The organism is Hyphomicrobium zavarzinii ATCC 27496 (genome assembly GCF_000383415.1).
In the GTDB taxonomy this organism is placed as follows: Bacteria; Pseudomonadota; Alphaproteobacteria; order Rhizobiales; family Hyphomicrobiaceae; genus Hyphomicrobium_C; species Hyphomicrobium_C zavarzinii.
This window is the reverse complement of sequence record NZ_KB911257.1, coordinates 16902-37612: the sequence shown is the minus strand read 5'-3', so window position 1 is coordinate 37612 and position 20711 is coordinate 16902. Positions and strand designations below refer to the sequence as shown.

General features: G+C 59.5%; 17 protein-coding genes. 5 read left to right on the top strand and 12 right to left on the bottom strand.

The genetic code is table 11. The features are described from left to right. Together F812_RS23105 and F812_RS23100 are read left to right on the top strand one after the other, a co-directional pair. A partial coding sequence (locus F812_RS23105; RefSeq protein ID WP_020085476.1) for an O-linked N-acetylglucosamine transferase, SPINDLY family protein occupies positions 1-2037 on the top strand: 2037 nt, incomplete at its 5' end. Positions 2038-2163: 126 nt separating this feature from the next. After that, a complete protein-coding gene (locus F812_RS23100; RefSeq protein WP_020085475.1) occupies positions 2164-2445 on the top strand; it encodes a response regulator transcription factor in 282 nt (93 codons plus the stop codon). A 51-nt stretch (positions 2446-2496) separates the two neighbouring features. Here the strand turns inward: F812_RS23100 and F812_RS0108150 are convergent, their stop codons facing one another. Continuing rightward, the gene (locus tag F812_RS0108150) at positions 2497-3525 is read right to left on the bottom strand and encodes a protein-glutamate methylesterase/protein-glutamine glutaminase (RefSeq protein ID WP_020085474.1); all 1029 of its coding nucleotides are present in this window, start codon (positions 3523-3525) and stop codon (positions 2497-2499) included. A 315-nt stretch (positions 3526-3840) separates the two neighbouring features. Here F812_RS0108150 and F812_RS0108145 point away from each other — a divergent pair, with 315 nt between their 5' ends. After that, positions 3841-4233: a response regulator gene (locus tag F812_RS0108145; protein ID WP_020085473.1), complete on the top strand. Its 393-nt coding sequence runs from the start codon at positions 3841-3843 to the stop codon at positions 4231-4233. Positions 4234-4319: 86 nt separating this feature from the next. On the opposite strand, the gene F812_RS0108140 is transcribed toward F812_RS0108145, so the two are convergent. Beyond that, the gene (locus tag F812_RS0108140; protein WP_020085472.1) at positions 4320-5294 is read right to left on the bottom strand and encodes a KpsF/GutQ family sugar-phosphate isomerase; all 975 of its coding nucleotides are present in this window, start codon (positions 5292-5294) and stop codon (positions 4320-4322) included. 209 nt (positions 5295-5503) lie between these two features. Further along, positions 5504-6529, bottom strand: a complete 1026-nt coding sequence (locus F812_RS0108135) for an NAD-dependent epimerase (protein WP_020085471.1) — start codon at positions 6527-6529, stop codon at positions 5504-5506. A gap of 253 nt (positions 6530-6782) precedes the next feature. Here F812_RS0108135 and F812_RS0108130 point away from each other — a divergent pair, with 253 nt between their 5' ends. Next, on the top strand, positions 6783-8102 hold the full coding sequence (locus F812_RS0108130; protein ID WP_020085470.1) for an O-antigen ligase family protein: 1320 nt from the start codon (positions 6783-6785) through the stop codon (positions 8100-8102). A gap of 27 nt (positions 8103-8129) precedes the next feature. On the opposite strand, the gene F812_RS0108125 is transcribed toward F812_RS0108130, so the two are convergent. The 4 genes from F812_RS0108125 to F812_RS0108110 form a co-directional block, all read right to left on the bottom strand. Continuing rightward, positions 8130-9272 (bottom strand): DegT/DnrJ/EryC1/StrS family aminotransferase, encoded by a 1143-nt coding sequence (locus F812_RS0108125; RefSeq protein WP_020085469.1) that lies wholly within the window; start codon positions 9270-9272, stop codon positions 8130-8132. 74 nt (positions 9273-9346) lie between these two features. Next, on the bottom strand, positions 9347-10396 hold the full coding sequence (locus F812_RS0108120; protein ID WP_198011163.1) for a Gfo/Idh/MocA family protein: 1050 nt from the start codon (positions 10394-10396) through the stop codon (positions 9347-9349). A gap of 19 nt (positions 10397-10415) precedes the next feature. After that, complete coding sequence (locus F812_RS0108115; RefSeq protein WP_020085467.1) at positions 10416-11717, bottom strand: nucleotide sugar dehydrogenase; 1302 nt, start codon at positions 11715-11717, stop codon at positions 10416-10418. A 6-nt stretch (positions 11718-11723) separates the two neighbouring features. Next, positions 11724-13055, bottom strand: a complete 1332-nt coding sequence (locus F812_RS0108110) for a hypothetical protein (RefSeq protein WP_156827325.1) — start codon at positions 13053-13055, stop codon at positions 11724-11726. A 311-nt stretch (positions 13056-13366) separates the two neighbouring features. Here F812_RS0108110 and F812_RS0108105 point away from each other — a divergent pair, with 311 nt between their 5' ends. Further along, positions 13367-15094: a hypothetical protein gene (locus F812_RS0108105; RefSeq protein WP_156827324.1), complete on the top strand. Its 1728-nt coding sequence runs from the start codon at positions 13367-13369 to the stop codon at positions 15092-15094. Positions 15095-15143: 49 nt separating this feature from the next. Here the strand turns inward: F812_RS0108105 and F812_RS0108100 are convergent, their stop codons facing one another. The 5 genes from F812_RS0108100 to F812_RS26470 all read right to left on the bottom strand — a co-directional run bounded on the left by F812_RS0108100 (position 15144) and on the right by F812_RS26470 (position 20580). Continuing rightward, complete coding sequence (locus F812_RS0108100) at positions 15144-16331, bottom strand: O-antigen ligase family protein (RefSeq protein ID WP_020085464.1); 1188 nt, start codon at positions 16329-16331, stop codon at positions 15144-15146. A 197-nt stretch (positions 16332-16528) separates the two neighbouring features. Next, the gene (locus F812_RS0108095) at positions 16529-17665 is read right to left on the bottom strand and encodes an N-acetyl sugar amidotransferase (protein WP_020085463.1); all 1137 of its coding nucleotides are present in this window, start codon (positions 17663-17665) and stop codon (positions 16529-16531) included. Beyond that, the gene (locus F812_RS0108090; protein WP_020085462.1) at positions 17662-18438 is read right to left on the bottom strand and encodes an AglZ/HisF2 family acetamidino modification protein; all 777 of its coding nucleotides are present in this window, start codon (positions 18436-18438) and stop codon (positions 17662-17664) included. Before F812_RS0108090 ends, F812_RS0108095 begins: the two co-directional genes overlap by 4 nt. 3 nt (positions 18439-18441) lie before the next feature. Then, entirely contained in the window at positions 18442-19053 is a 612-nt protein-coding gene (hisH, locus tag F812_RS0108085; RefSeq protein ID WP_020085461.1) for an imidazole glycerol phosphate synthase subunit HisH, read from the bottom strand. Between the two features lie 207 nt (positions 19054-19260). Then, positions 19261-20580, bottom strand: a complete 1320-nt coding sequence (locus F812_RS26470; RefSeq protein ID WP_198011162.1) for a lipopolysaccharide biosynthesis protein — start codon at positions 20578-20580, stop codon at positions 19261-19263. Between the last annotated feature and the right edge of the window lie 131 nt (positions 20581-20711).

The window sequence follows — 20711 nt, the reverse complement described above, 5'->3', positions numbered from 1 at the left end:
GCGGCGAGCAAGGCGTCCGACGTCGGGGCGCTGGCGGCGCTGCGGTCGGGCCTGCGGGCGCGCGTGGAAGCCTCTCCGCTCGCCGACGGCCCCGGACTCGCCCGCGACCTCGAATACGCATTCCGTAAACTCTGGAAGGAATGGTGCGGGGAACATCGTAAGCGCGATATGAAGACCATCCGCGCGGCGTTCGAACATGCGGTGCACGCGTTCCAATCTCGCGATTTCGAGCGCTCTCTTGCACTCGCGAGTGCGGTCCTGTTTGCGACGCCGGAAGACGTGGAAGCCCGCCACCTGCGCGGCATCGCGGCCTTCAAGCTCGGGCGCTTGAGCGAGGCTGTAGAGGATCTTGCAGACGCGATTCGCGCCATGCCGGAGCGCGCGGATTTCCGCTGGAACATCACGCCGATGCTGCGCATGCTCGGCCGGCTTCCGGAAGCCGAGGTGCAAGGCCGCGAGGCCGTTCGCCTGGCACCCACGTCACCGGAGGCGCACAACAATCTGGCGACAGTCTACAAAGATATGGGCCGCGCCGCGGAGGCAGAAGCCCATTTGCGCCACGCCCTCACGCTGAAGCCTGACTATTCGGATGCCTGGTCCAATCTGTCCTGGACGCTCTCACTGGCGGGCAACGCGCGCGAGGCGGAGGCCGCAGCCCGGCGAGCCTTCGAGCTCAATCCGCGCGATTCCAACGCCCTGAACAACATCGGCACCGCGTTGATGCAGCAGGATCGCCTGCCCGAGGCGGCCGACTGCTTCGCCCAGGCCGTGGCACTCAAGCCCGATTTCGCCATCGCTCATTCGAACTATTTGTTCTGTTTGAACTACAGGACCGATCTCTCGCCGGAGAAGATTTTTGAGGCTTATCAGGCCTGGGACCGCGCCCATGCCGCTCCGCTGCGCCCCGCCAATCCCTCCTATCTCGGATCGCGCGATCCCGGTCGCCCGCTGCGCATCGGCTACGTCTCGCCGGACTTCCGCTACCATGCCGTGAGCTTCTTCATCGAGTCCCTGCTGGCCTCTCACGATCAGTCGCGCTACGAGGTCACCTGTTATGCCGAGGTCGCCAATCCCGATGCGGTGACGGAAAGGTTCAAGCGCCACGCCACCCGCTGGCGTTCGACGGTCGGCCTCTCAGATGCGGATCTGGCCGAGCTCATCCGCAACGACGGCATCGACATCCTGGTCGATCTCGCGGGGCACACCTCGGGCAATCGCCTGCTCACCTTCGCCCGCAAGCCCGCGCCGATACAAGTCGCCCACATGGTGGGCTCAGGCACGACGACGGGCCTTGCCGCGATCGATGCCTTCCTCATCAACGAGGCACTTCTGCCGATGGGCGCAGAGCGCTACTTCTCGGAACGTCCGATCCGCCTGTCGCGCATGCCCCATGTCTATGTGCCGCCCGAAGGGATGCCGGACGTGGCGCCGTTGCCGGCCCTCAAGAATGGCTTCGTCACCTTTGGCTGCTTCAGCCGCCCGGCGCGCATCAACGAGGACGTCATCAAGGCCTGGGTACGCATCCTGAAGTCGGTGCCGAACTCACGCCTGGTGCTGAACAGCAAGCCCTTCCGCGAGGAAGAGAACTGCATCGCCTGGCATGCGCGCTTCGCGGATCTCGGGCTAGAGCCCGGCCGCGTGAAGCTGGTCTACACTTCGCCTCAGCCGCGCACGTGGGAGGCCTACAGCACCATCGACATCGCGCTCGATCCGTTCCCGCACAACGCGGGCACCACCACCATCGAGGCGTTGTGGCTCGGCGTGCCCGTGGTCTCGTTGGCGGGACGTCCTCCGGTTGGCCGGTTCGGCGCGTCTATCCTCGGCAGCGTCGGCCTCGACGATTGGGTGACGCACGACGTCGACTCCTATGTCGCACGCGCGGCCACGGCGGCCAGCAATGTCACGGCGCTCGCCCGTCTGCGGGCAAGCTTGCGCGACAAGTTCGAGGCCTCCCCCATCGGCGCCGACAGCATCGGTCTCGCGCGTGAGGTCGAGGCGGCCTATCGCGGACTGTGGAAGGCATATTGCACACACTGAGGCGTCGCCGCGCGTTGTCAGAGGCGCGCAACAGCTTCGGATAAGGTGCCTTAGCCAATTTATTCCGAACAGAGTTCTATGAGTCTGATTGGGTGCGTAGAAGATAATGACCAAGGGGCGCGACGGGTGACGACACTTCAAGAGGAAATTTCAGCATCGATCCCGAAGCGCCGCGATATCCTCACGAGACGAGAGCGCGATTGCCTCGTTCTCAGCGGGCGAGGGCACTCCGAGAAGGAAGTAGCCCAGCAGCTCGACATCAGCCCCAATACGGTTCGCGTGCACATCGAGAACATCAAGCGAAAGCTCGGTGCCTCGAACAAGAGCCACGCCCTCATCCTCTCGCTGCTGACCGGCGAGACGGAGCTCAGCGATTTCGAGGACGAGGACGTCCACGCGCCGCTCTAGGAGCGCTCTCGCGAACCCTCCAATTGACAGTGTGTCGAGCGAGCGATCGGCTCAGCAGCCGAGCGCCGAGCGAATGCGCATGCCGATCTGATCGAGCGGCAGCACCTCGTCCGCACCGCCCGATTCCACGAGTGAGCGCGGCATGCCGTACACCACGCAGGAGGCCTGATCCTGCGAGATGTTATAGCCGCCGAGCTTGCGCAGCTTGGCGAACTCCATCGCGCCGTCTGCGCCCATGCCGGTGAGCATCACGCCCAGCACGTTCTTGCCGAACGCGCCGCGCGCGCTTTCCGCGAGCACGTCCACCGAGGGCTTGTAAAGGCTCTCGCCCTGATCGGGGCTGACCTTGATCTCGCCCGCGGTGACGCGGGTCTGCATGCCGCCGGGCGAGATGTAGACGGTGCCCTTGCTGAGCGTCATGCCATCCGTCGCTTCCACCACCTTCGGCTTGCACGTATCGTTGAGGCGTTGGGCCAGCGCCTTCGTGAAGTTGGGCGGCATGTGCTGCGCGACGACGACCGGAACCGGAAGATTGTCGGGGAGCTGCGAGAGGACCGTCTGCAAGGCCTGAGGCCCGCCGGTGCTGGAGCCGATGACGCAGATCTTGGCGTTGACGCGCGCTCCGCCCGCCGCCCGCGGCGGCGCCGTCTGGCGGATGGCCGCGGCAGGGCGCGCCGTAGCGAGGCGGCTCTTCTGCGTGCGGGCCTCGACGGCGGCCAGAAGCTTTTCGTGAATGCGGTCTACGCCGCGAGATTTCGGAATGAAGTCGACGGCGCCGAGCGACAGCGCTTCGAGAGTGATCGCGGCGCCCTGTTCCGTTCTGGCGCTCAGCATGATCACGGAGGCCGTGCTCTGCTTGACGATCTCCTTCAGGGCATCGATGCCGTTCATGTTCGGCATGTCGATGTCGAGCGTTACGACATCGGGCGAGAGAGCGAGGGTCTTCTCGATCGCATCGCGTCCGTCAACAGCCGTTCCAACGACCTTGAAACGCGGATCGGCTTCGATTTTCGCTGGCAGTACGCCCCGCATGAACGGGGAGTCGTCCACGACCAGAACGCGAATGAGAGGTGCGGACATGCGCGTGCTTCCTCGCCAGTGGCCGCACCGAGATCCCGAGCTTCTTGTTGGGCGGCTCAGGCGCGCCTCGGGGCGCCCATGTGTCTTCTTGGAAACACATAGTTAATTGCCATTCCTTTCAATTCCGTTACGCGCCCGACGGATTAATTTTTGAAGGCAATACGGACGGATTCCGAGCCGCCGCAAACATCCCATTAATACTATCGCAAGCAATCTACGTGCATACTTTGACCACATCGGCAGAGCGAGTGGCGCACACGGCCAAAGCGCGGATGTGGCCATGTCGGCACGTGATGGGTTGAAGGGGATAGGGTTATGAGCGTGAATAACATGCCTGTACTCGTCGTAGACGATTACAGCACCATGGTGCGGATCATTCGCAAGCTTCTGAAGCAGATCGGTTTCGAGAACGTCGACGAAGCCTCGAGCGGCGAAGCTGCCCTGCAGAAGATCAAGGCCAAGCAGTACGGTCTCATCATCTCCGACTGGAACATGGAACCGATGACGGGCTACGAGCTTCTCAAGGTCGTGCGCGCGGATCCGGAAATGGGCAAGACGCCGTTCATCCTCGTGACGGCGGAATCCAAGCAGGACAACATCAACGCTGCCAAGAGCGCCGGCGTCAGCGGCTACATCATCAAGCCGTTCAACGAGAAGGTTCTCAAGGAAAAGATCGACGCTGCACTCGCGGCCCCCGTCGCAGCCTAAGCGCGATCCTATATCAGATATCAGACATGAAAAACCCGGGCTCTGCGGCCCGGGTTTCTTTTTTCATAGGCTCGTTCCAGCAAGGCCTACATGTAGCCGCGCTGCATGAGATCCTTGGTGTGCAGCACGTCGACTACGGTGTCGCCGTCCACCACCACCACGTTGGCAATTCGCCGCTCTTTCATGATCGAGACGGCCGTGCTCATCAGATCCTCGACGCTCACGGTAACGGGCCGCGTCGTCATGATGGCCTGGGCCGTCTTACCGAACATGTCGGGTGAGAAGGCGCGCCTGAGATCGCCCTCCGTGATGAGACCCAGCAGCCGGTTGGTCCCTTCCTCGGCCACCACCACGCATCCGCGCTGCCCTTCGGCCATACGGATGACCACGTGCCCCATGAGCTCTTGCGGCTTCACCGTGGGAACTTTGTCCTGGAACTCTTCCGTATAGCGGCGGACGGAAGACAGCAGCAAGCCAAGCCGCCCTCCCGGATGCAGCTTGCCGAAATCGGCGTCCACGAACGAGCGCTGCTCCATCAGCAGCACCGCCAGAACGTGTCCGGCTGCGAGCGTGATGACAGCCGACGACGTCGGCGCGAGATTGTTTGGGCAAACCTCCTTCACCTTCGGCAGGCGAAGACAGATGTCCGATTGCTGCGCGAGACGGCTGGTCTCGTTGGAGGTCATGCAGATGACCTTGGCGCCGTTGGTGACGCAGAACTCGACGACCGGAAACAGCTCCTTGGTCATGCCGGAGTTGGAGATCGCGAGCACCACGTCCTGGCCCGTGATCATGCCGAGGTCGCCGTGGGAAGCCTCCGCCGCGTGCAGGAAGAACGAGGGCGTTCCGGTCGAGGCGAACGTGGCCGCGAGCTTCGCGCCGATGTGTCCGGACTTGCCGACGCCGGTGACAACGAGGCGCCCGGTGCATGCTTGAATGAGGCTGACGGCCTTGATCAGGCTTTCATCGAAGCTGTCCCGCAGGAGCGCGAGCGCTTCCATTTCCTGGTCGATGATATTGCGAGCGCGCTCGAGGGCCTGCGCTACGTGTTCTGGTCGCATCTAGAACGCCTTTGTCAGGACGATGCCTCGCAGGGAGGGACAACGCGCATGTTCCAGGGGGCGCCCGTTTCAGCGCGCCGAAGCGGAACGCGGCCCAGGCCGTTACTGATCACCCCGCTCCAACCCTGTCAAGGTCGGGTGCGGAGTTGTGAAACACTATCGCAGCGCCCGTGAAATGGGCTCTGCTGCCCCTTCACCGCGATCCCGTCCTACACTTCGTAATATGCTCGGTACCACGTGACGAACTGTTGGATGCCCTGCTCCAAGGGCGTTTCGGGCCGATAGCCGATGTCGCGTTCGAGATCGTCAACGTCGGCCGAGGTCTCGGGCACATCGCCCGGCTGCATAGGAAGCAATCTCTTCTCGGCCTGCCGTCCGAGGGCGGTCTCGAGAACCCGGATCATCTCCAGGAGATCGACAGGCTCGGAACGGCCGATATTGTAGATCCGGTAGGGCGCCGTGCTCGAACCCGGATCGGGTGTCTTTCCGGACCAGGCTGGATTAGGCGCCGCAATGCGCATCGCGACGCGCACCACACCCTCGACCACGTCATCGACATAGGTGAAGTCGCGCCGCATGTGGCCGTTGTTGTAGACGTCGATCGGCTCGCCGTTGAGGATGGCCTTTGTGAATTTGAAGAGCGCCATGTCCGGCCGGCCCCAAGGTCCATACACCGTGAAGAACCGCAGTCCTGTCGTCGGCAGGCGGTAGAGATGGCTGTAGCTGTGCGCCATCAGCTCGTTCGCCTTCTTCGTGGCGGCGTAGAGGCTCACCGGGTGATCCACGTTGTGGTGCACCGAGAAGGGCATCAGGGTGTTGGCGCCGTAGACTGAGCTTGAAGACGCGTAGGTGAGATGGCGCACTCCGCCGTGCCGGCAGCCTTCGAGAATGTTGCCGAACGCGACCAGATTAGAGTCGATATAGGACTGTGGATTTTCGAGCGAGTAGCGCACGCCGGCTTGCGCGGCCAGATGGATGACGAGATCGGGACGCGCATCGCGGAAGAGCTGCGCCGTGCGCTCGCGGTCGGCGAGATCGAACTTGTGAAATGAAAATTTGGGATACCCGCTGAGATGCGAGAGCCTAGCCTCCTTGAGGGCGGGATCGTAATAGGCGTTGAGATTGTCCACGCCCACGACCGTCGCGCCGCGGTCGAGAAGCACGCGCGCCACGTGATAGCCAATGAAACCGGCCACTCCGGTGACGAGGATCGGGCCCTGTACAGGCAGTTCCAAGCGCGCGCCCTTTTTTTCTGAGACAGCGCCAGGACTGTATGGAACCTGCACGCGCGCGCAACTGCAAAGATGATCGTTAAGGGAAGCCGCGGGGCGATCGCGCGGTCTGTCTATAATCGACAAGGAAACCTTCCGGTAATTTCTAGATTTTCCCCGGCTTCCCCCCGACGGGGAAAATTGGAGGCTCTTTCCCTGGTCATGACCCGCTGATAAGGTCGCGCCGGGGTTCAGCCGCCATCAATAGAGAACACGAATGCAAGTGGATTCGAGCGCGCGTGGCTCTGTTGTTCGGCTGGGGGATCACACGTCTCTGATTACGGCACTCTCCTCTATCGCCGTCGTGACGTGCTTTATTTTCCCGCGCATCGCGCCTCTTGTTCTCGCCGGAGCCGCAGCGGCGCTGAGCATCGTCTATCTGCTTTCGAGCTCCTGGAACGCAGGAAAAGACCGGAGCCCAAGTCGCTACCTGTTGCGGCCCGAGGTTCCCTTCATAGCGTGGGGTCTCGTCGCCTGCCTTTGGGCCGCGAGCCCTTGGGACGGCTTCTTAAAGGCAGCCTTTCTCGCAGCCCTGGTCCTGAGCGCCGTCGTCGCTGCCGATGCTCTGCCAAGCCTGAATGCGAGCACCATCGAGGCGATAGCAAAGGGACTCCTGATCGGGTTTCTGATCGGTGCGATTTTCATATGCATCGAGATCGCGACGCGGGACGGAATTCGCCGCTTCGTTTTGGAATACTTTCCCGATCTTGAACGGGGCCTGGCCAAGCACGGAACCTTTCGAAATGGTGTCATCCAGAAGGTATCCGGCGCTTACATAACGCGGGCGACGACCGTCTACTGTCTCTTGTGGTGTCCCGCTATCCTGGCCGCGACCCTCTACGCCCGTGGCTTTGCCAAGTGGCTGTGCTACGCGGCCATTGCCGGATCCGCGATCGTCATCGTCTTCCATCCCTACACGCAGTCGCAAACTGCCCAGCTTGCCTTGCTTGGCGTAAGCGTCGTGCTCGCCGTTTCGCTTCTGGCGCCTAAGCTTGGGCTGTGGGGTGTGGGCGCTGGATTCGCGGCGCTGGTTTTCTTGATCGTGCCCCTGGCGCTGGCGATGTTCGCGGCGGGCTTACACGAGAAGTCGGATCTCTTCGGGTCCGCGAAAGCGCGGATCATCATATGGAACTACACGGCGCAGCGCATAATGGAGAAGCCGATCCTCGGCGTCGGCACCAACTCCACGCGCTATCTGGACGAGGCGCGCCCGAAGGAAGAGAAAGTCAAGCCGGACAATCTGTTCGTGGTTGCTGAAACGCGCGCCCATCCGCACAACGTCTATCTACAGATCTGGTATGAGCTTGGTCTCATTGGCGCGATCGCGTTCGCGATACTGGGGCTGGCGCTCTTGCGCAGGATAAGTGCGTTGCCTCGCAGGATCATGCCGTACGCCGTCACGCACTTTGCGATGTGCATGGCAATCCTCGCTCCGACATATGGCATGTGGCAGAACTGGTTTCAGTCGATCGTCGTCGTGTCGACGCTGACCCTGATTGGCCTGATGGCGCCACAGATTTCGAGCAGTCGCGCTTAGCTTGGCCCTTGAGCCTGCTAGCCCTGCTTAGAAGCAGGCGCGAAGCTCAGCGACGACGCGGTTCTGATCCGCCTCGGAGAGATCTGGCCCCATCGGAAGGCTCATCACATGGGCGGCGAGCCACGCGCTGACAGGCGTGGGATCTCCGGCTGAAACGTCGCGATAGGCGGGCTGCTCGTTGAGCGGGACAGGATAGTGAACCGCTGTCGGAATGCCTGCCGACTGTAGCTTGGATTGGACATCCGTGCGGTTCGGCACCAGGATCGTATATTGCGCGTGAACGCTGCTACGATCGGCACGCACGGTGAGCGAACGCGGAGCGGACAAAGTCGTGCCCACCTCGTTTGCGGTAACGGGGCCAAATCCCGCGATGGCCTCGCGAAGAAGAGCATCGTAGCGAGCGCCGATGCGAGCCCGCTCACTCACCTCCCACGCAAAGCGCGGCAGCTTCGCCAGCACGATCGCGCATTGAAGCGTGTCCATGCGGCCGCCGACGCCGACGCGGGTGTGGACGTAGCGCTTGCTTTGCCCGTGCACTCGGATTTCGCGTGCCGCCGTCGCGAGCGCATCGTCGTTCGTGAACAGCGCTCCGCCGTCGCCATAGCAGCCGAGAGGCTTCGAAGGGAAAAAGCTGGTGGAGCCGAACGTCGAAAGCCCGCAGCTCTTGCGGTCCTTGTACGAGGCGCCGAAGCTCTGGGCGCCATCCTCGATGACGGGAACATTGCCATTGGCGGCCGCCACGGCGTTGATCTCATCCATGTTGGCAACTTGGCCGTAAAGGCTCACAGGGATGATGGCCTTGGTGCGCGGCGTAATTTTTCCGCTGATGGCGGAAGGGTCGATATTCGCCGTGTCGGGTTCCACATCCACGAACACGGGCGTCGCGCCGAGCAGCACGATGACTTCCACCGTCGCGACGAACGTGAACGGCGTGGTGATGACCTCGTCGCCCGGTCCCACGCTGAGCGCCATCAGGGCGATCAGAAGCGCTTCGGTTCCGCTTGCGACGCTGATGCAGTGTCGCGTACCCACGTAGTCCGAAAGCGCCGTTTCGAGCTCGGCGACTTCCGGCCCCATGATGTACTGCCCGTGAGACAGAACCGCGCCAATGCGCTTGTCGAGATCGGCCTTGATGGCGGTCTGTTGGATCTTGAGATCGATGAACTGCATGGGTCTGTCCAAACTTGGCCGATCACGGACGGCCCCGATCATTGAATGCGCCGCGAGCTCGCAAGCCCCTCGGACTAATATTCCAACGGCAACGCCACGCGCTTGCCGTCGCGTGCGGACATGTAGAGCGCGATCAGCAGCTCGAGCGATTTCAGCCCCTCTCGGCCGTCCGTCTCCGGCTCCGCATCGCCTTTGAGCGAGCTGATGACGTTGTCGTAGTAGAGAGGATGGCCGAAGCCGTAGACGCTGGTCGTGGCGTAGTTCGCTTGCTTGATCTCGTCGTCCTCGGGGGTCCGCGTGGCGAATTCCCAGTGCTGGATCTCGTTGACGGCCACGCCGCCCACGCGCACAGAGCCCTGCTCGCCGAGGATCGTGATCGAGCCCTCATAATTCTTGGGATAGGTCAGCATGGTCACGTTGAGCGTGCCCATGGCCCCGCTGCGCCAGCGTAGCGCGGCCACGCCCGTATCTTCCACCTGGATGTCGCGCGCCAAGGTGCCGGTGTAGGCCATCACGCTCTCCACCGGACCGATCAGCCAATCCAGAAGATCGATGTAGTGGCTTGCCTGGTTCATGAAGGCGCCGCCGTCGAACTCCCACGTGCCGCGCCACTTCGCGCTGTCGTAGTAGTCCTGCGGGCGCGACCAGAAGACGTTGATCGCAACGGAGTAGATGCGCCCGAACCGGCGGGCCTCGATGGCCTTCTTGAGAAGCTGCAGCGTCGCGTTGCGGCGGTTCTGTTTGACGACGAACAGCTTCACGCCGGCCTTGTCGCACGCTTCCACCATCGCCAGGCCGTCGTTCCAGCGCGTGGCCATCGGCTTCTCGGTCATCACGTTGAAGCCGGCCTGCGCCGCCTGGATGGCCTGCTGCGGATGGAGACCGCTCGGCGTGGTGATCACGACGCAATCGGCGTTGGTCTTCGCGAGCATGTCGGTGAAGCGCTGATGCGGCTTGGCGTCCGTTGCCTCGGCCGCCGCCTTGAGCGCTTCGGGAGAGACATCGCAGACATCCACGAGCTCGCAGCGATCCGCGTGCGATTTCATCGCCCCGATGTGGTTGTTGGCGATGCGCCCGCACCCGACGAGAGCGAAGCGAACCTTGCGATCCTTGATCGACGTCATCGTGGCCATCCTGTCGGGATTAAAGTCTGAACACCGTAACGCCGAGCTTGGTGAGCGCATGGCGATCGTAGAGGCTCTTGACGTCGGAGATCACGGGATTTGCTCCCCGCAGCCGGCTTTTGAGCTGCTCCGGCGTCATGCTGCGATAACTGTCGTGGCCCACCGCGACGACGAGGGCGTCGACGGGGCGCTCGCTCGAAACGCTGCCGAGCTCGAGACCATACTCGTGCTTCACCTCGGCTGCATCGGCAAGCGGGTCCTCGACGATGACCTCCGCTCCGTGCTCCATGAGCTCGCGCGCGAGATCGACAACCTTTGAGTTGCGCGTGTCGGGGCAGTTTTCCTTGAACGTGATGCCCATGACGCCGATCCGGCTGCGCGGCACGTCGATGCCGTTCTTCAGCATGAGCTTGATGGTGTTGCGGGCAACGTAGCGGCCCATGTTGTCGTTGATCCGGCGTCCGGCCAGCACGACTTGCGGGATATAGCCGAGCTGTTCCGCCTTGTGCGTCAGGTAGTAGGGATCGACGCCGATGCAGTGCCCGCCGACGAGGCCCGGCCGAAAGTTGAGGAAGTTCCACTTCGTGCCGGCGGCGCGCAGCACCTCCGCCGTGTCGATGCCGACGCGCGCGAAAACCACGGACAGCTCGTTCATCAGCGCGATGTTGAGATCGCGCTGCGTGTTCTCGATGACTTTCGAGGCCTCGGCAACCTTGATGCTGCTCGCTTTGTGCGTGCCGGCCGTGATGATGGATTTGTAGAGCGCATCGACGACCTCTGCCACCTCGGGCGTGGAGCCGCTCGTGACCTTCACGATGGTCGGCAGCTTGTGCTGCTTGTCCGCGGGGTTGATGCGCTCGGGGCTGTAGCCGCAGAAAAAGTCCTGGTTGAACGTATACCCCGAAGCCGCCGCCAAGGCTGGAACGCAGACCTCTTCGGTCGCGCCGGGATAGACGGTCGACTCATAGATCACGATCGCGCCCTTCGGCATGACCCGGCCCACGGTCGTCGAGGCCTTGACCAGCGGGCTCAGATCGGGGCGGTTCGCGTCGTCGATGGGAGTGGGAACCGTGACGACGAAAAACTTGCACGACTTGAGATCGTCGGGGTTGCTGGTGAAGGTGAGATGCCGGGCGCTGGCCAGCTCCTCGCTGTCAACCTCGAGTGTCCTGTCCATGCCTTTGCGCAGTTCTTCCACGCGGGCGACATTGATGTCGAAGCCGAGGACCTTCCGCTTCTTTCCAAACTCGACCGCAAGGGGCAGGCCGACATAGCCGAGACCAATGAGCGCTACGTCGCCGACATCACTATTGAGCATCATCGAAGATCAAACCCGTTGAGCAGAACGCGAGGTCATCGCGTCTTTGAAAACTGCAAATACACCGGCGAGCAGCCCGAGCCCAAGGCCCGCAAGAAGCGCCAAACCGGCGAAGAACATGCGACTGTGCTCGCCTTCCTGATTCCGCCTAGGCGGCACGACGACGCGCGTAACAAGAATGTTGCCCAGTCGAATATCAGTTTCCTGAAGTTTGGCCTTCTGGACGGCGATTTCATGAAGGCGAGAGGTCTCGGTCTCTCCAAGCTTTGCTAGGATATTGTCAATCGCAACGCGCGCGACAGCAAGCTTCTGTTCTCGTTCCAGCGTAAGCTTGGGGATTTCAGCTTTTGATCTTGCAATCGCTTGTTCCTGGATGGGTTGCTGGCGTCTGTTCTTGAGCAATTCCGCTTCGGCTTTCTCCTGATCCAAGGGGGCGTCCACGACCAGAGCCCGTTCAAGCTTCTGCAGTTCGATCTCCGTTCGTAGATTTTCGGCATCGAAGATCAAAGCTGCAATTGCATTATTGGAATCGTTTGGGCTCGAAGCGAGTTTCGAGCGCTGAGCGCGAGCATCATTCAAAAACTGCTTCAGACGTTCGATCTGATCCGCGTAGTTCTTCACGGAAACATCCGTCTGAGCGCGCGTCTTAGCGAGGAGACGTTCCTCATCCTGCAAGTCCTTCAAGGCCTTCTCCGCATCAGAGACTTGGCCTTCCAGCGTCTTTACGGCGACTCCGAAGATTCGCTCGTCCCGTAGGGCCCGTTCCTGCCCGCGCAACTCCTCTAATTGCGCCAACAGCTGGCTCTTCAGCGGGTCAACGGTTGCCCGCTCTTCTAGCTTCTTCAGCACCGCCCGCTGTTCCTCACGCGTAGTCTCGAGCCCGGCGCGAAGAGGTTCAAAGGTACGATTGTGATCTCGGGCGATGTACTCGAATATTTTCGCGTGATAGCTGCGATACAGATCGACCTGCCCAAGAGGCGCGGAGCTTTCGAGCACAATAATATTGCTGTTTCTGGCTATCCGCGGGCGGACGTTCAGACTGATGTTCGAGTTATCTGGAGAGGCAGCGCGAATTTCGTCTTCAGCTGCCACTGAGTAAATGTCGTTGATCTTTTGGCGGACAACATCGATCGTCTCAACGAGACCGCCAGCAGTATACCCAACTTCAACGACAGTCCTTATCTCGGCGGACAAAGGTCGCGAGAGCATAAAAATAGTGCCCAGGATGCTGAACAGTATAGCGACGGCAATAATAATAAAACGCTTGCCCCACAAAAGAACAAGCAGTCGCACGGGATCGGTCTTGCCGGAAATCCCAGTCGACGTGAACAATGCTGTCACGAATTTGTCCGCCTAACAGTTGATCTTTTGGAACGGGACGACCGGCCGTTAACGAACGAGATAGCGCAGTCGCTGTCGGGATTGCAAGCGGTTTGGTCGCGGCGCGCATTTTGCGCGGATCGCACGTTGAGCAGCGCTGCAACAATCAAAAAATTCCCAACCATCCGTTTAATTTACATGGGGATAGGGCGCCTTTTGCGATGGTGCGCCGGGTAGATTTGGGGTTGCGTACGCGTGCGGGGAGAGTTCGGGGGGTGGAAGTTTAATTCTGAACACTTCCCCCACTGCATTAGGGAAGGCATCAGTACACTGTGCGCACGTTGTTGACGCTTCAGAGCTTCTGCTCGTTACTTGCCTATCCTTCCATCGGTGTGGCGCTAGCTTCACGCAAGCAATGGGTTGCTACTCATGTGTGTGAGGATGCCGTTGCTCGCGCTCAAAGCGGAGATTTGGGCGAGAATCTGGGGACTTCGCGCAGGATGAGGTCGGAAATTATCACTCGGACAAAGGGATATGGTCTCAGGGCGCTGGCTCTTTCAGTGGTGCTAGCTGGCACGAGTAGCGCAGGAAGTCAGCCGATATTCTACGAAGAGGTCCCTTACACTGCTCCAGAGAGCTTCGAAGTCTATCGGCCACCACTTTTTACAAAGAAGGTGGCCAACCTCATTTGCTCCGCCTCGTTTGTTTCGTCCGTGGCGACGCGCATCCCCACTAACGAGAACCAGCTTGAGTTCTGGTGTCGCGACCCATCGAAGCCGATCGATCTGAAATGGGAGCGCATTCCCACCCCCAGTGCAATTTTGAGTCAAGCGCAGATCGCGAATTTCAAGGGCACTTTGATCGAAGAGCGATCTCGACAGGCCTTCGTCAACGGCAGATGGATTCCTCTTGCCGAGGCGTTTCCCAGGTTGGCCAACTCGCCAATTCAGTGGCAGCGGTTTGGTGCTGAGGGAAAGCTCGCGACTGTTACCTATCGCGAGGAGTGTCGGGCTTATGTCCTTTCGTCGGCAAAGTATGACTTTGGCGCCTTTCCCGCACTCCCCAGCTACGCGCGGATCGACAACGGTCATGTCTATTTTGTCGACCGAAGCGGACTATCTATTGCGCCTCTGACCCCAGTGCAGAATGCCTGCGAACCCCTTTCGGCAAGCCTTTTGAAGGAAGGCGTGGGGCAGGCCTACGGAGGGATAAACTGGGGAGGTGGTGTCGTTCTGGGGGGATCGAACAATCGAGGGAATGCAAACCTGTACCTTCTGAAAGGCAATGAAGTCACCGAGATTAGCTATTCAAATAGCGAGAGCGTTGCCAACGAGCACTATGCCTATACTTATCAAGACGGAAGCCTGCTCGTAGGCCTCTACCCTTCGGGTAACTTCATGCGTCTGGATGAGGGAGGGCAATTTACTTATCACGGGGACATGACCCCCACCCTGCCTACGGATTGGCGATCGGACAATGGGATGCTTTACCGAGAGGCGCAGGCGGCAGTGTCATCCTATGGAATTCTGTTCACTGGGCTCTATCCGTGGGGCGAGATTGTCCAGCACGATACGCTTGCCGGCCGAACGTCGCGTGATCGCTTGTTCACTCATCCGGAGCGTAAGGACAGGCTGCCGTATCTCTATGAATCAGGAAATCTCTTCCGTCGCCTTCAAGCAGGTGATTTCGATGAGGATATCAAGGCGGGAAGAATTGTCCTCGATAAGGAACAGGGCGGTTTCAAATTCGCCGCTCGCAAGTACGGTTTGTTCGAGAGCGCGTGGGCGCAGAGAATTACCACGCTCGCGGTCTTTAGCGGCCGCGTCTGCGCCGCCACAGGGAGCATGGGCGGCACTGTGTACAATCCTGATCTCCACAACTTCATGACGCGGGCGCAGGCCGACGACTACGGCACGATCTACTGCGCGGAGCTTCCAAACCATACGATGTATTCAGACGTGCTCACGGGAACCCATTCACTTAAGTTCACTGTCTCGGAGAGCATCACAATCTCTATGGATGGAAAAGTGGTCGCAGAAACGCCAATCACTGCATGGTGAGGATGTGGTCCGCATTCAAGGATCTTAATCTTTTATAGCGTCAAGCTGCTTAAGCTCTCACCAGCGCCATCGTGAAGACGAGGGGAGCGAGGTCTTTTATCTCGCCGGAAAATGCAAAGCAGACGACGAAAAATATCGACAGAATAATGAGATGATTGTTGGCTGCGTTCGCCCTGTCCCGGCGAGCGATCAAAATAATAAAGGGCGCTAGGAAGAGGACCAATCCGAGCAAGCCATATTCAGCTAGAATCTCGAGAATGAAATTGTGAACATATATCTGGTCGCCCCGCGAGGCGATGAAGGCGTCGGTTCCGGCGCCCCATAGAGGATGACGGAGCCACATTTGCACTGCTTCCGTCCACAGGCTTAGGCGCATTGAGGGATCGGTCGCATCCCAGATCAAGACGTCCTCGAAGCGCCAGATCGCCGTAGCTCGAGTGAGATCAATATCCAAAGCCATCAAGGCGAATGCGGCAGCAATGCCTCCAACTGTGGCGATCAGCAGGGACTTCCAAGCGCCAAGTCTGATCAGAAACGTAAGGAGCAATGCAATCACGGTGGCAACGATCGCACCGCGTCCTCCGACCACGATCTGAATAAAAATGCACCCGGAAATTACGGCTGAGACTAATATAATTCGTAAGAGCGAGCGGTCGAGAAAGAGAGCGGAAATTGACACCGCGAATAATCCGATAAACAGATTTATCGTCTGGTAAGGTGCTCGCTCGTTATCCAGGCTCGAGAAAATATTCTGAAAGGTGTCCGTTCCGAGAGCAATATCGCCTCTAGCCAACGCGATCGCTCCAAACAGAACGAAAGGGGCGGACACGAATGAAACGGCGCGAATCGCCGACTTGTTGTCGGCTGCAAGCAGTCCGCCCAAAACTGCTGCAAGTCCAAACGAGATGGTAATTTTCTCGAGTTTCGCTGCGTCACTATAGGGTGACGGAAGCAGAAGATAGTGAATGATTAGATAGGTGAAGAATGGCAGCCAAAGAAGAAGGGTGAAGGCTGAATTTGCTAACCGTCGGGGTTGGCTTGCAGTGATTGTTGCGAGCAGAATGGCTGCTAACCCAGCATTTGCTACGACAGTGATGTGTTTCGGTAGACCTGATGCATAGACGACATGCAGCGGGTAGTAGATCGAATGCAAGCCGAGTATCATGACAACGCTGAAAGCGTAGATAATCGGGAGATGCCAGCGTTCGCGGTAGATCGTGCCCGCTTCGTTTGACATCTAAAAATCCTCTGCTTCACGTCATCTATTTGCAATCACCGCAACGACATTCCGTAGCAGTCCTGCTGGGCATCGAGGGATCCCTGACTAGGTCGGCGGTTCGCCCTTTGGACTATTCCCGATCGCAGGCATGATGCAAGGCCTGCGAGAGCACGGGAGCTGCCGTTAGGGGACCTCGTAGGTAGCGTCCGAAGACATTATCTTCGCCGCAGGCCCAGAAAGTTGCGCACTTTCCTGGTCACGTTGAAGATCCACTCGTCGTTCGCAAACTCGGAGTAGTGGCGCGGCGGGGCGGCCATGATGCTGCGGAACTCGTTTTCGCTGATGCCGAGCTTCTTGATGACGAAATCTTCGTCCACCTTGAGTTGCTGCGGATCGTAGAGGGGCTCGGTCATCCGCTTGAGCGCCTCTTCGCGTGTAAGCTCGCCTGCCACCACCATGCTCGCGAGGTGAGCGCGCCGCTTGTCGAAGCCGAACTTCGTGGGAAGGTAGTGCGCCTGGAACCAGCGCGTCCAACGGGATTCGTGGTGCTTGTCGCCGTAGTTCTTCCAGCCGAGCTCGCGCTCGATGAAGGCAATGGCCGTATCGCGCTCGTAGGGAAGATAGTCGAGCGGCCGGATGCGCTGCAGCTTATGCACGTAGGTATTCAGCACGTAGTTCTTGAAGAAGCTCATCCTCTTGTACGTGGCGAGAGGACGCTCTCCGAACGCGCGGTGTATCGCGTTGAGGTTGGTCGCATCCGAGGCATTGTAGCCCCACGCCGACGGAAGGATCGACTCGGTCGCGAAGTTGCCGCCCGTAAGGAAGTACCCGATATCCTTGCGGATGGTGAGCTCGTAGAGGACCGCGAAGAAGACGTGATCCTGCGGCACGTCTTGGTTCGCGACGCCGGCCCTGAAATAGGCGCGCTGGAGATCCTGAACCTCTTCCCAGTCGACCACTTCAGTATAGAGATCGATGTCGAGCTTCCGGACGATCTGTTCGATGTTGTGAACGGCGATTTCCGAGTTCCAGCCCGCGTCCACATGAACGGCGAGTGGCCGCAGACCCAGCTCTCGAACCACCACGTACGCGAGATAGGAGCTGTCCACACCGCCGCTCAGGCCGATGAGGCAGTCATAATCCTTATGCGCGCCGTCGCGCTTGATCTGAGCGACGATTGCATCGAGCTTGGCTCGGCCGTCGTGAGGAAACCAGCGCTTGCCGACGATCTGCTCGGTCACGCGCCGGCAATGATTGCACTCGCCCTTCTCGTCGAAGGTGATCTCGGGATCGCTCGTATCCATGATGCAGCGGGTGCAAATCTGATACGGCCGCGGCGCTTCGGCGTTCATGCGAAAACCCCCGAGCCAGCGTAGAGTTTTTCGAGTTCGGCTTGCGGAGGATAGGAGATGAGCACGGCGTCGAGCCGGCCGATCAGGACAAACAGCGAGCCCGCCGCAACGGCATGAGCGCCAGCCGAGATGGCTTCGCTGAGATGCTCGAGGCGCCCGGCGCCGCCGCAGGCGATGACGGGAATGTCGACCGCATCGGAAACGGCTTTGATCAGCTCGAGATTGTATCCGTTTTTCATTCCGTCGCGGTCGATGTCGTACAGCATGATCTCGCCGGCGCCGAGGTTCTTGGCCTGAACGGCGAATGCGACGGGATCGATGCCGCGGTCTTTCCGGCCGCAATTGGAGAAGACGGAATAGCGTCCGTCCGCGTTGCGCCGCACGTCGATCGAAACCACGATGCTTTGCGAGCCGAAGTCGCGAGCGGCCTTCTCCACGAGGCTCGGCGTGGTGTGCACGGCGGTATTCAGCGACACCTTCTCGATGCCCTCGCTGAGCAAGCGCTTGATCTGCTCGAGGTCCGTGATGCCCCCGCCGTAGCACATCGGCATGAAGCATTCGCCGGCAAGCTCGACAATCTCCTTGATGCGCGGACCAAAGCCCTCACGTGAAGCATCGATGTCGAGCACGATCAGCTCGTCGACTTCCTTCTCGTTGAAGATACGGACGGCGTTGACCGGATCTCCGAGGTACTTCCAGTAGTCGAATTGCCGGGTCTTGTTCAGTCCGTGCCCGTGCAGCAGCAGGACCGGAATGGTGCGGGTCAGCAGCATGTGTCAGAGCTCCGCGAATGCCTTCAGGAGCCCGAGGCCGAAGCGGTGGCTCTTTTCCGGATGGAACTGCACGCCAAAAATATTGCCCTTCTGGAATGATGCGCAGAAATCGGCCCCGTAGGAGCAGGTTGCGGCGTTCAAGGACTTGTCGTCGAGGGCCACATAGTAGGAGTGAACGAAATAGTACTTCGCTTCCTTGCCGAAGGCCGCGAACAGCTTGGCATCGGGCGCGATTGCGACTTTGTTCCAGCCCATGTGGGGTACGCGCAGCTTGGCTTCCGCCGGCGGCCTGAAGCGCCGGCATTCTCCCTCGATCCAGCCGAGACCCGCAGCCTCGCCTTCCTCGCTACGCCGCGTCATGATCTGCATACCCACGCAGATCCCGAGGATCGGACGTTGGCGCACGATCGCATGTTCATGGAGCGCGTCGATGAAGCCGAGCTCGCGCAGGCGGCGCATTGGTCCGTCGAAAGCGCCGATGCCGGGCAGGATGATTTTGCTTGCGCGCTTGAGGTCGGAAGGGCGCTCGGCAACGACGGGAATCTGGTTGAGGCGCCGGAGCATTCGGTCGACCGACCGTATGTTCGCATAGCCATGGTCGACAATTGCAATCATGCGCGGTTTCCGATACCTCTCCCGCCTGCACATCGACGGTAAAATCAACCAAGTCAAATAGATATTTTGCGACTTGGGTGTAACTGGCTGCAGCTATCTCTGGTGCCAACTGAGAGGCTAGATATCTACAGGTCCGCACCAATGAGTCGCGCAAGAGATCACCTCATTTGCGAGGCGGTCTCCAACATCGGCGTCTATTTGACGATTCTAGTTTTCCTTCGACGACGCAGATGGGGGGGATCTTCGCACAGCCCGAGCCGATTCGGCCGGCGCACTAGCCACACAGTATGACAGCAGTAGATAAGCGCCGTACATGATGAACCCACTGGCAGCAAGCAACATAAGGGCGTTTCTTGGAACGCCGGATGCAGTACCTATCCACAGCGAGAATATTTGGGCTAAGAGGAGGCCGAACTGCCACATCATCATCGGCCTTAGCCTCTCAGAGACGTAAAATGCGGAGCTCATAGTCGAAGCGACCAATTGAATCGCCACGAACGGAGCTAGAATTTGCGCATACTCTCCTGCGTGTCGCCACGCTGATCCAAGTAAGAACTCAAATATACCCGGACCCGAAACCACTAGAACAAAGGCACCGAGAGTTGCCACAACCGAGAGCGGGGCGGCCGTCTTGATGAATGTCGAAGAAAATGACCCCGTTCGATGCATCTCCGCCGCGGCACGATAACGAAATATTTCGCCGACACCCTTCGAGATGATCGCAGAGCCTGCCCACACCCTATTGAACATTGTTAGGTAACCTGCAGCCGCTGGCCCAAAGGCGGAAGTAAAAAACAGTACAGGAAGATGATTGGCGAGCGAGTTGGCAATTTCAGAGGGAACATTAAAAAGAGGATATTTCCGATATGTCACGGCCGCCGCCTTTATGTCCAGGGTGGTCAAACTGGTCACCATTTCTCGAAACCTGGGAGCCAGGGAAGCAAACAGAAATGAAGCGGTTAGAAGATAACTAAGAGAGAAGGCTGCGAGTAAGCCCGATGCTCCGAGCTCGAGTGTGCCAGCGCCCACGCTAAGGGCAGCTTGCGCCGTTGCGCCAATTGATCGGCCCAACGCCAGGGCACGGAAGTTGCCAACTCTGACCGCGCTGTTTACGGCTATCTGTGAAATAGCCCCAAGATAAGCCATGCCAATTGTTGCAAAGGCAAGATACAATTGGATACCACCTATAATATAGTTTGCGATTAGCGCGGTTATAATTCCCCCTAATGCGGAAGCTGTCGCGACGAGTGCTCCGGATAATGCGATGCTAGCGGCCACCCGGTCGTCTTTGGGAACTACGATCGCGGTTTCGTATCGGCCAGTCATGAATATCATAGCAATCGACGCTGCGGCAAAGGCAGTGCCGAAAAGGCCGAATACGGAAGGGCTAAACAGACGCGACAGAATGGGGATCACTAGAAGCGGAGGCAGTGAAGCGAAGATTAGTCCGGCTAAATTTATCGCCCCATCGCTTCGCAATAGGTTATAAAAAGAAGTGCGTATGGCCGTTCCTCCCTTTCGTTCCATTTCCAAGCCGAGCTATGTAAATGCCTATGAATCCAAACAGCATCATCCCCCCGCTCGCGCACACGGTTTGCTTTGTTGCCCTCCTAGCAACTCTCACCGTAGCCTATCCTGTCGGAATTTACTACATACGG

What these genes read in the sequence shown, in the direction of transcription:
- F812_RS0108140 (WP_020085472.1), bottom strand. Translation starts at nt 5,294, where the DNA reads ATGCGACCAGAACACGTAGCGCAGGCCCTCGAGCGCGCTCGCAATATC.
- F812_RS0108100 (WP_020085464.1), bottom strand. Translation starts at nt 16,331, where the DNA reads ATGTCAAACGAAGCGGGCACGATCTACCGCGAACGCTGGCATCTCCCG.
- F812_RS0108145 (WP_020085473.1), top strand. Translation starts at nt 3,841, where the DNA reads ATGAGCGTGAATAACATGCCTGTACTCGTCGTAGACGATTACAGCACC.
- hisH (WP_020085461.1), bottom strand. Translation starts at nt 19,053, where the DNA reads ATGATTGCAATTGTCGACCATGGCTATGCGAACATACGGTCGGTCGAC.
- F812_RS0108115 (WP_020085467.1), bottom strand. Translation starts at nt 11,717, where the DNA reads ATGATGCTCAATAGTGATGTCGGCGACGTAGCGCTCATTGGTCTCGGC.
- F812_RS0108120 (WP_198011163.1), bottom strand. Translation starts at nt 10,396, where the DNA reads ATGACGTCGATCAAGGATCGCAAGGTTCGCTTCGCTCTCGTCGGGTGC.
- F812_RS0108125 (WP_020085469.1), bottom strand. Translation starts at nt 9,272, where the DNA reads ATGCAGTTCATCGATCTCAAGATCCAACAGACCGCCATCAAGGCCGAT.
- F812_RS0108095 (WP_020085463.1), bottom strand. Translation starts at nt 17,665, where the DNA reads ATGAACGCCGAAGCGCCGCGGCCGTATCAGATTTGCACCCGCTGCATC.
- F812_RS26470 (WP_198011162.1), bottom strand. Translation starts at nt 20,580, where the DNA reads ATGGAACGAAAGGGAGGAACGGCCATACGCACTTCTTTTTATAACCTA.
- F812_RS0108090 (WP_020085462.1), bottom strand. Translation starts at nt 18,438, where the DNA reads ATGCTGCTGACCCGCACCATTCCGGTCCTGCTGCTGCACGGGCACGGA.
- F812_RS0108150 (WP_020085474.1), bottom strand. Translation starts at nt 3,525, where the DNA reads ATGTCCGCACCTCTCATTCGCGTTCTGGTCGTGGACGACTCCCCGTTC.
- F812_RS0108130 (WP_020085470.1), top strand. Translation starts at nt 6,783, where the DNA reads ATGCAAGTGGATTCGAGCGCGCGTGGCTCTGTTGTTCGGCTGGGGGAT.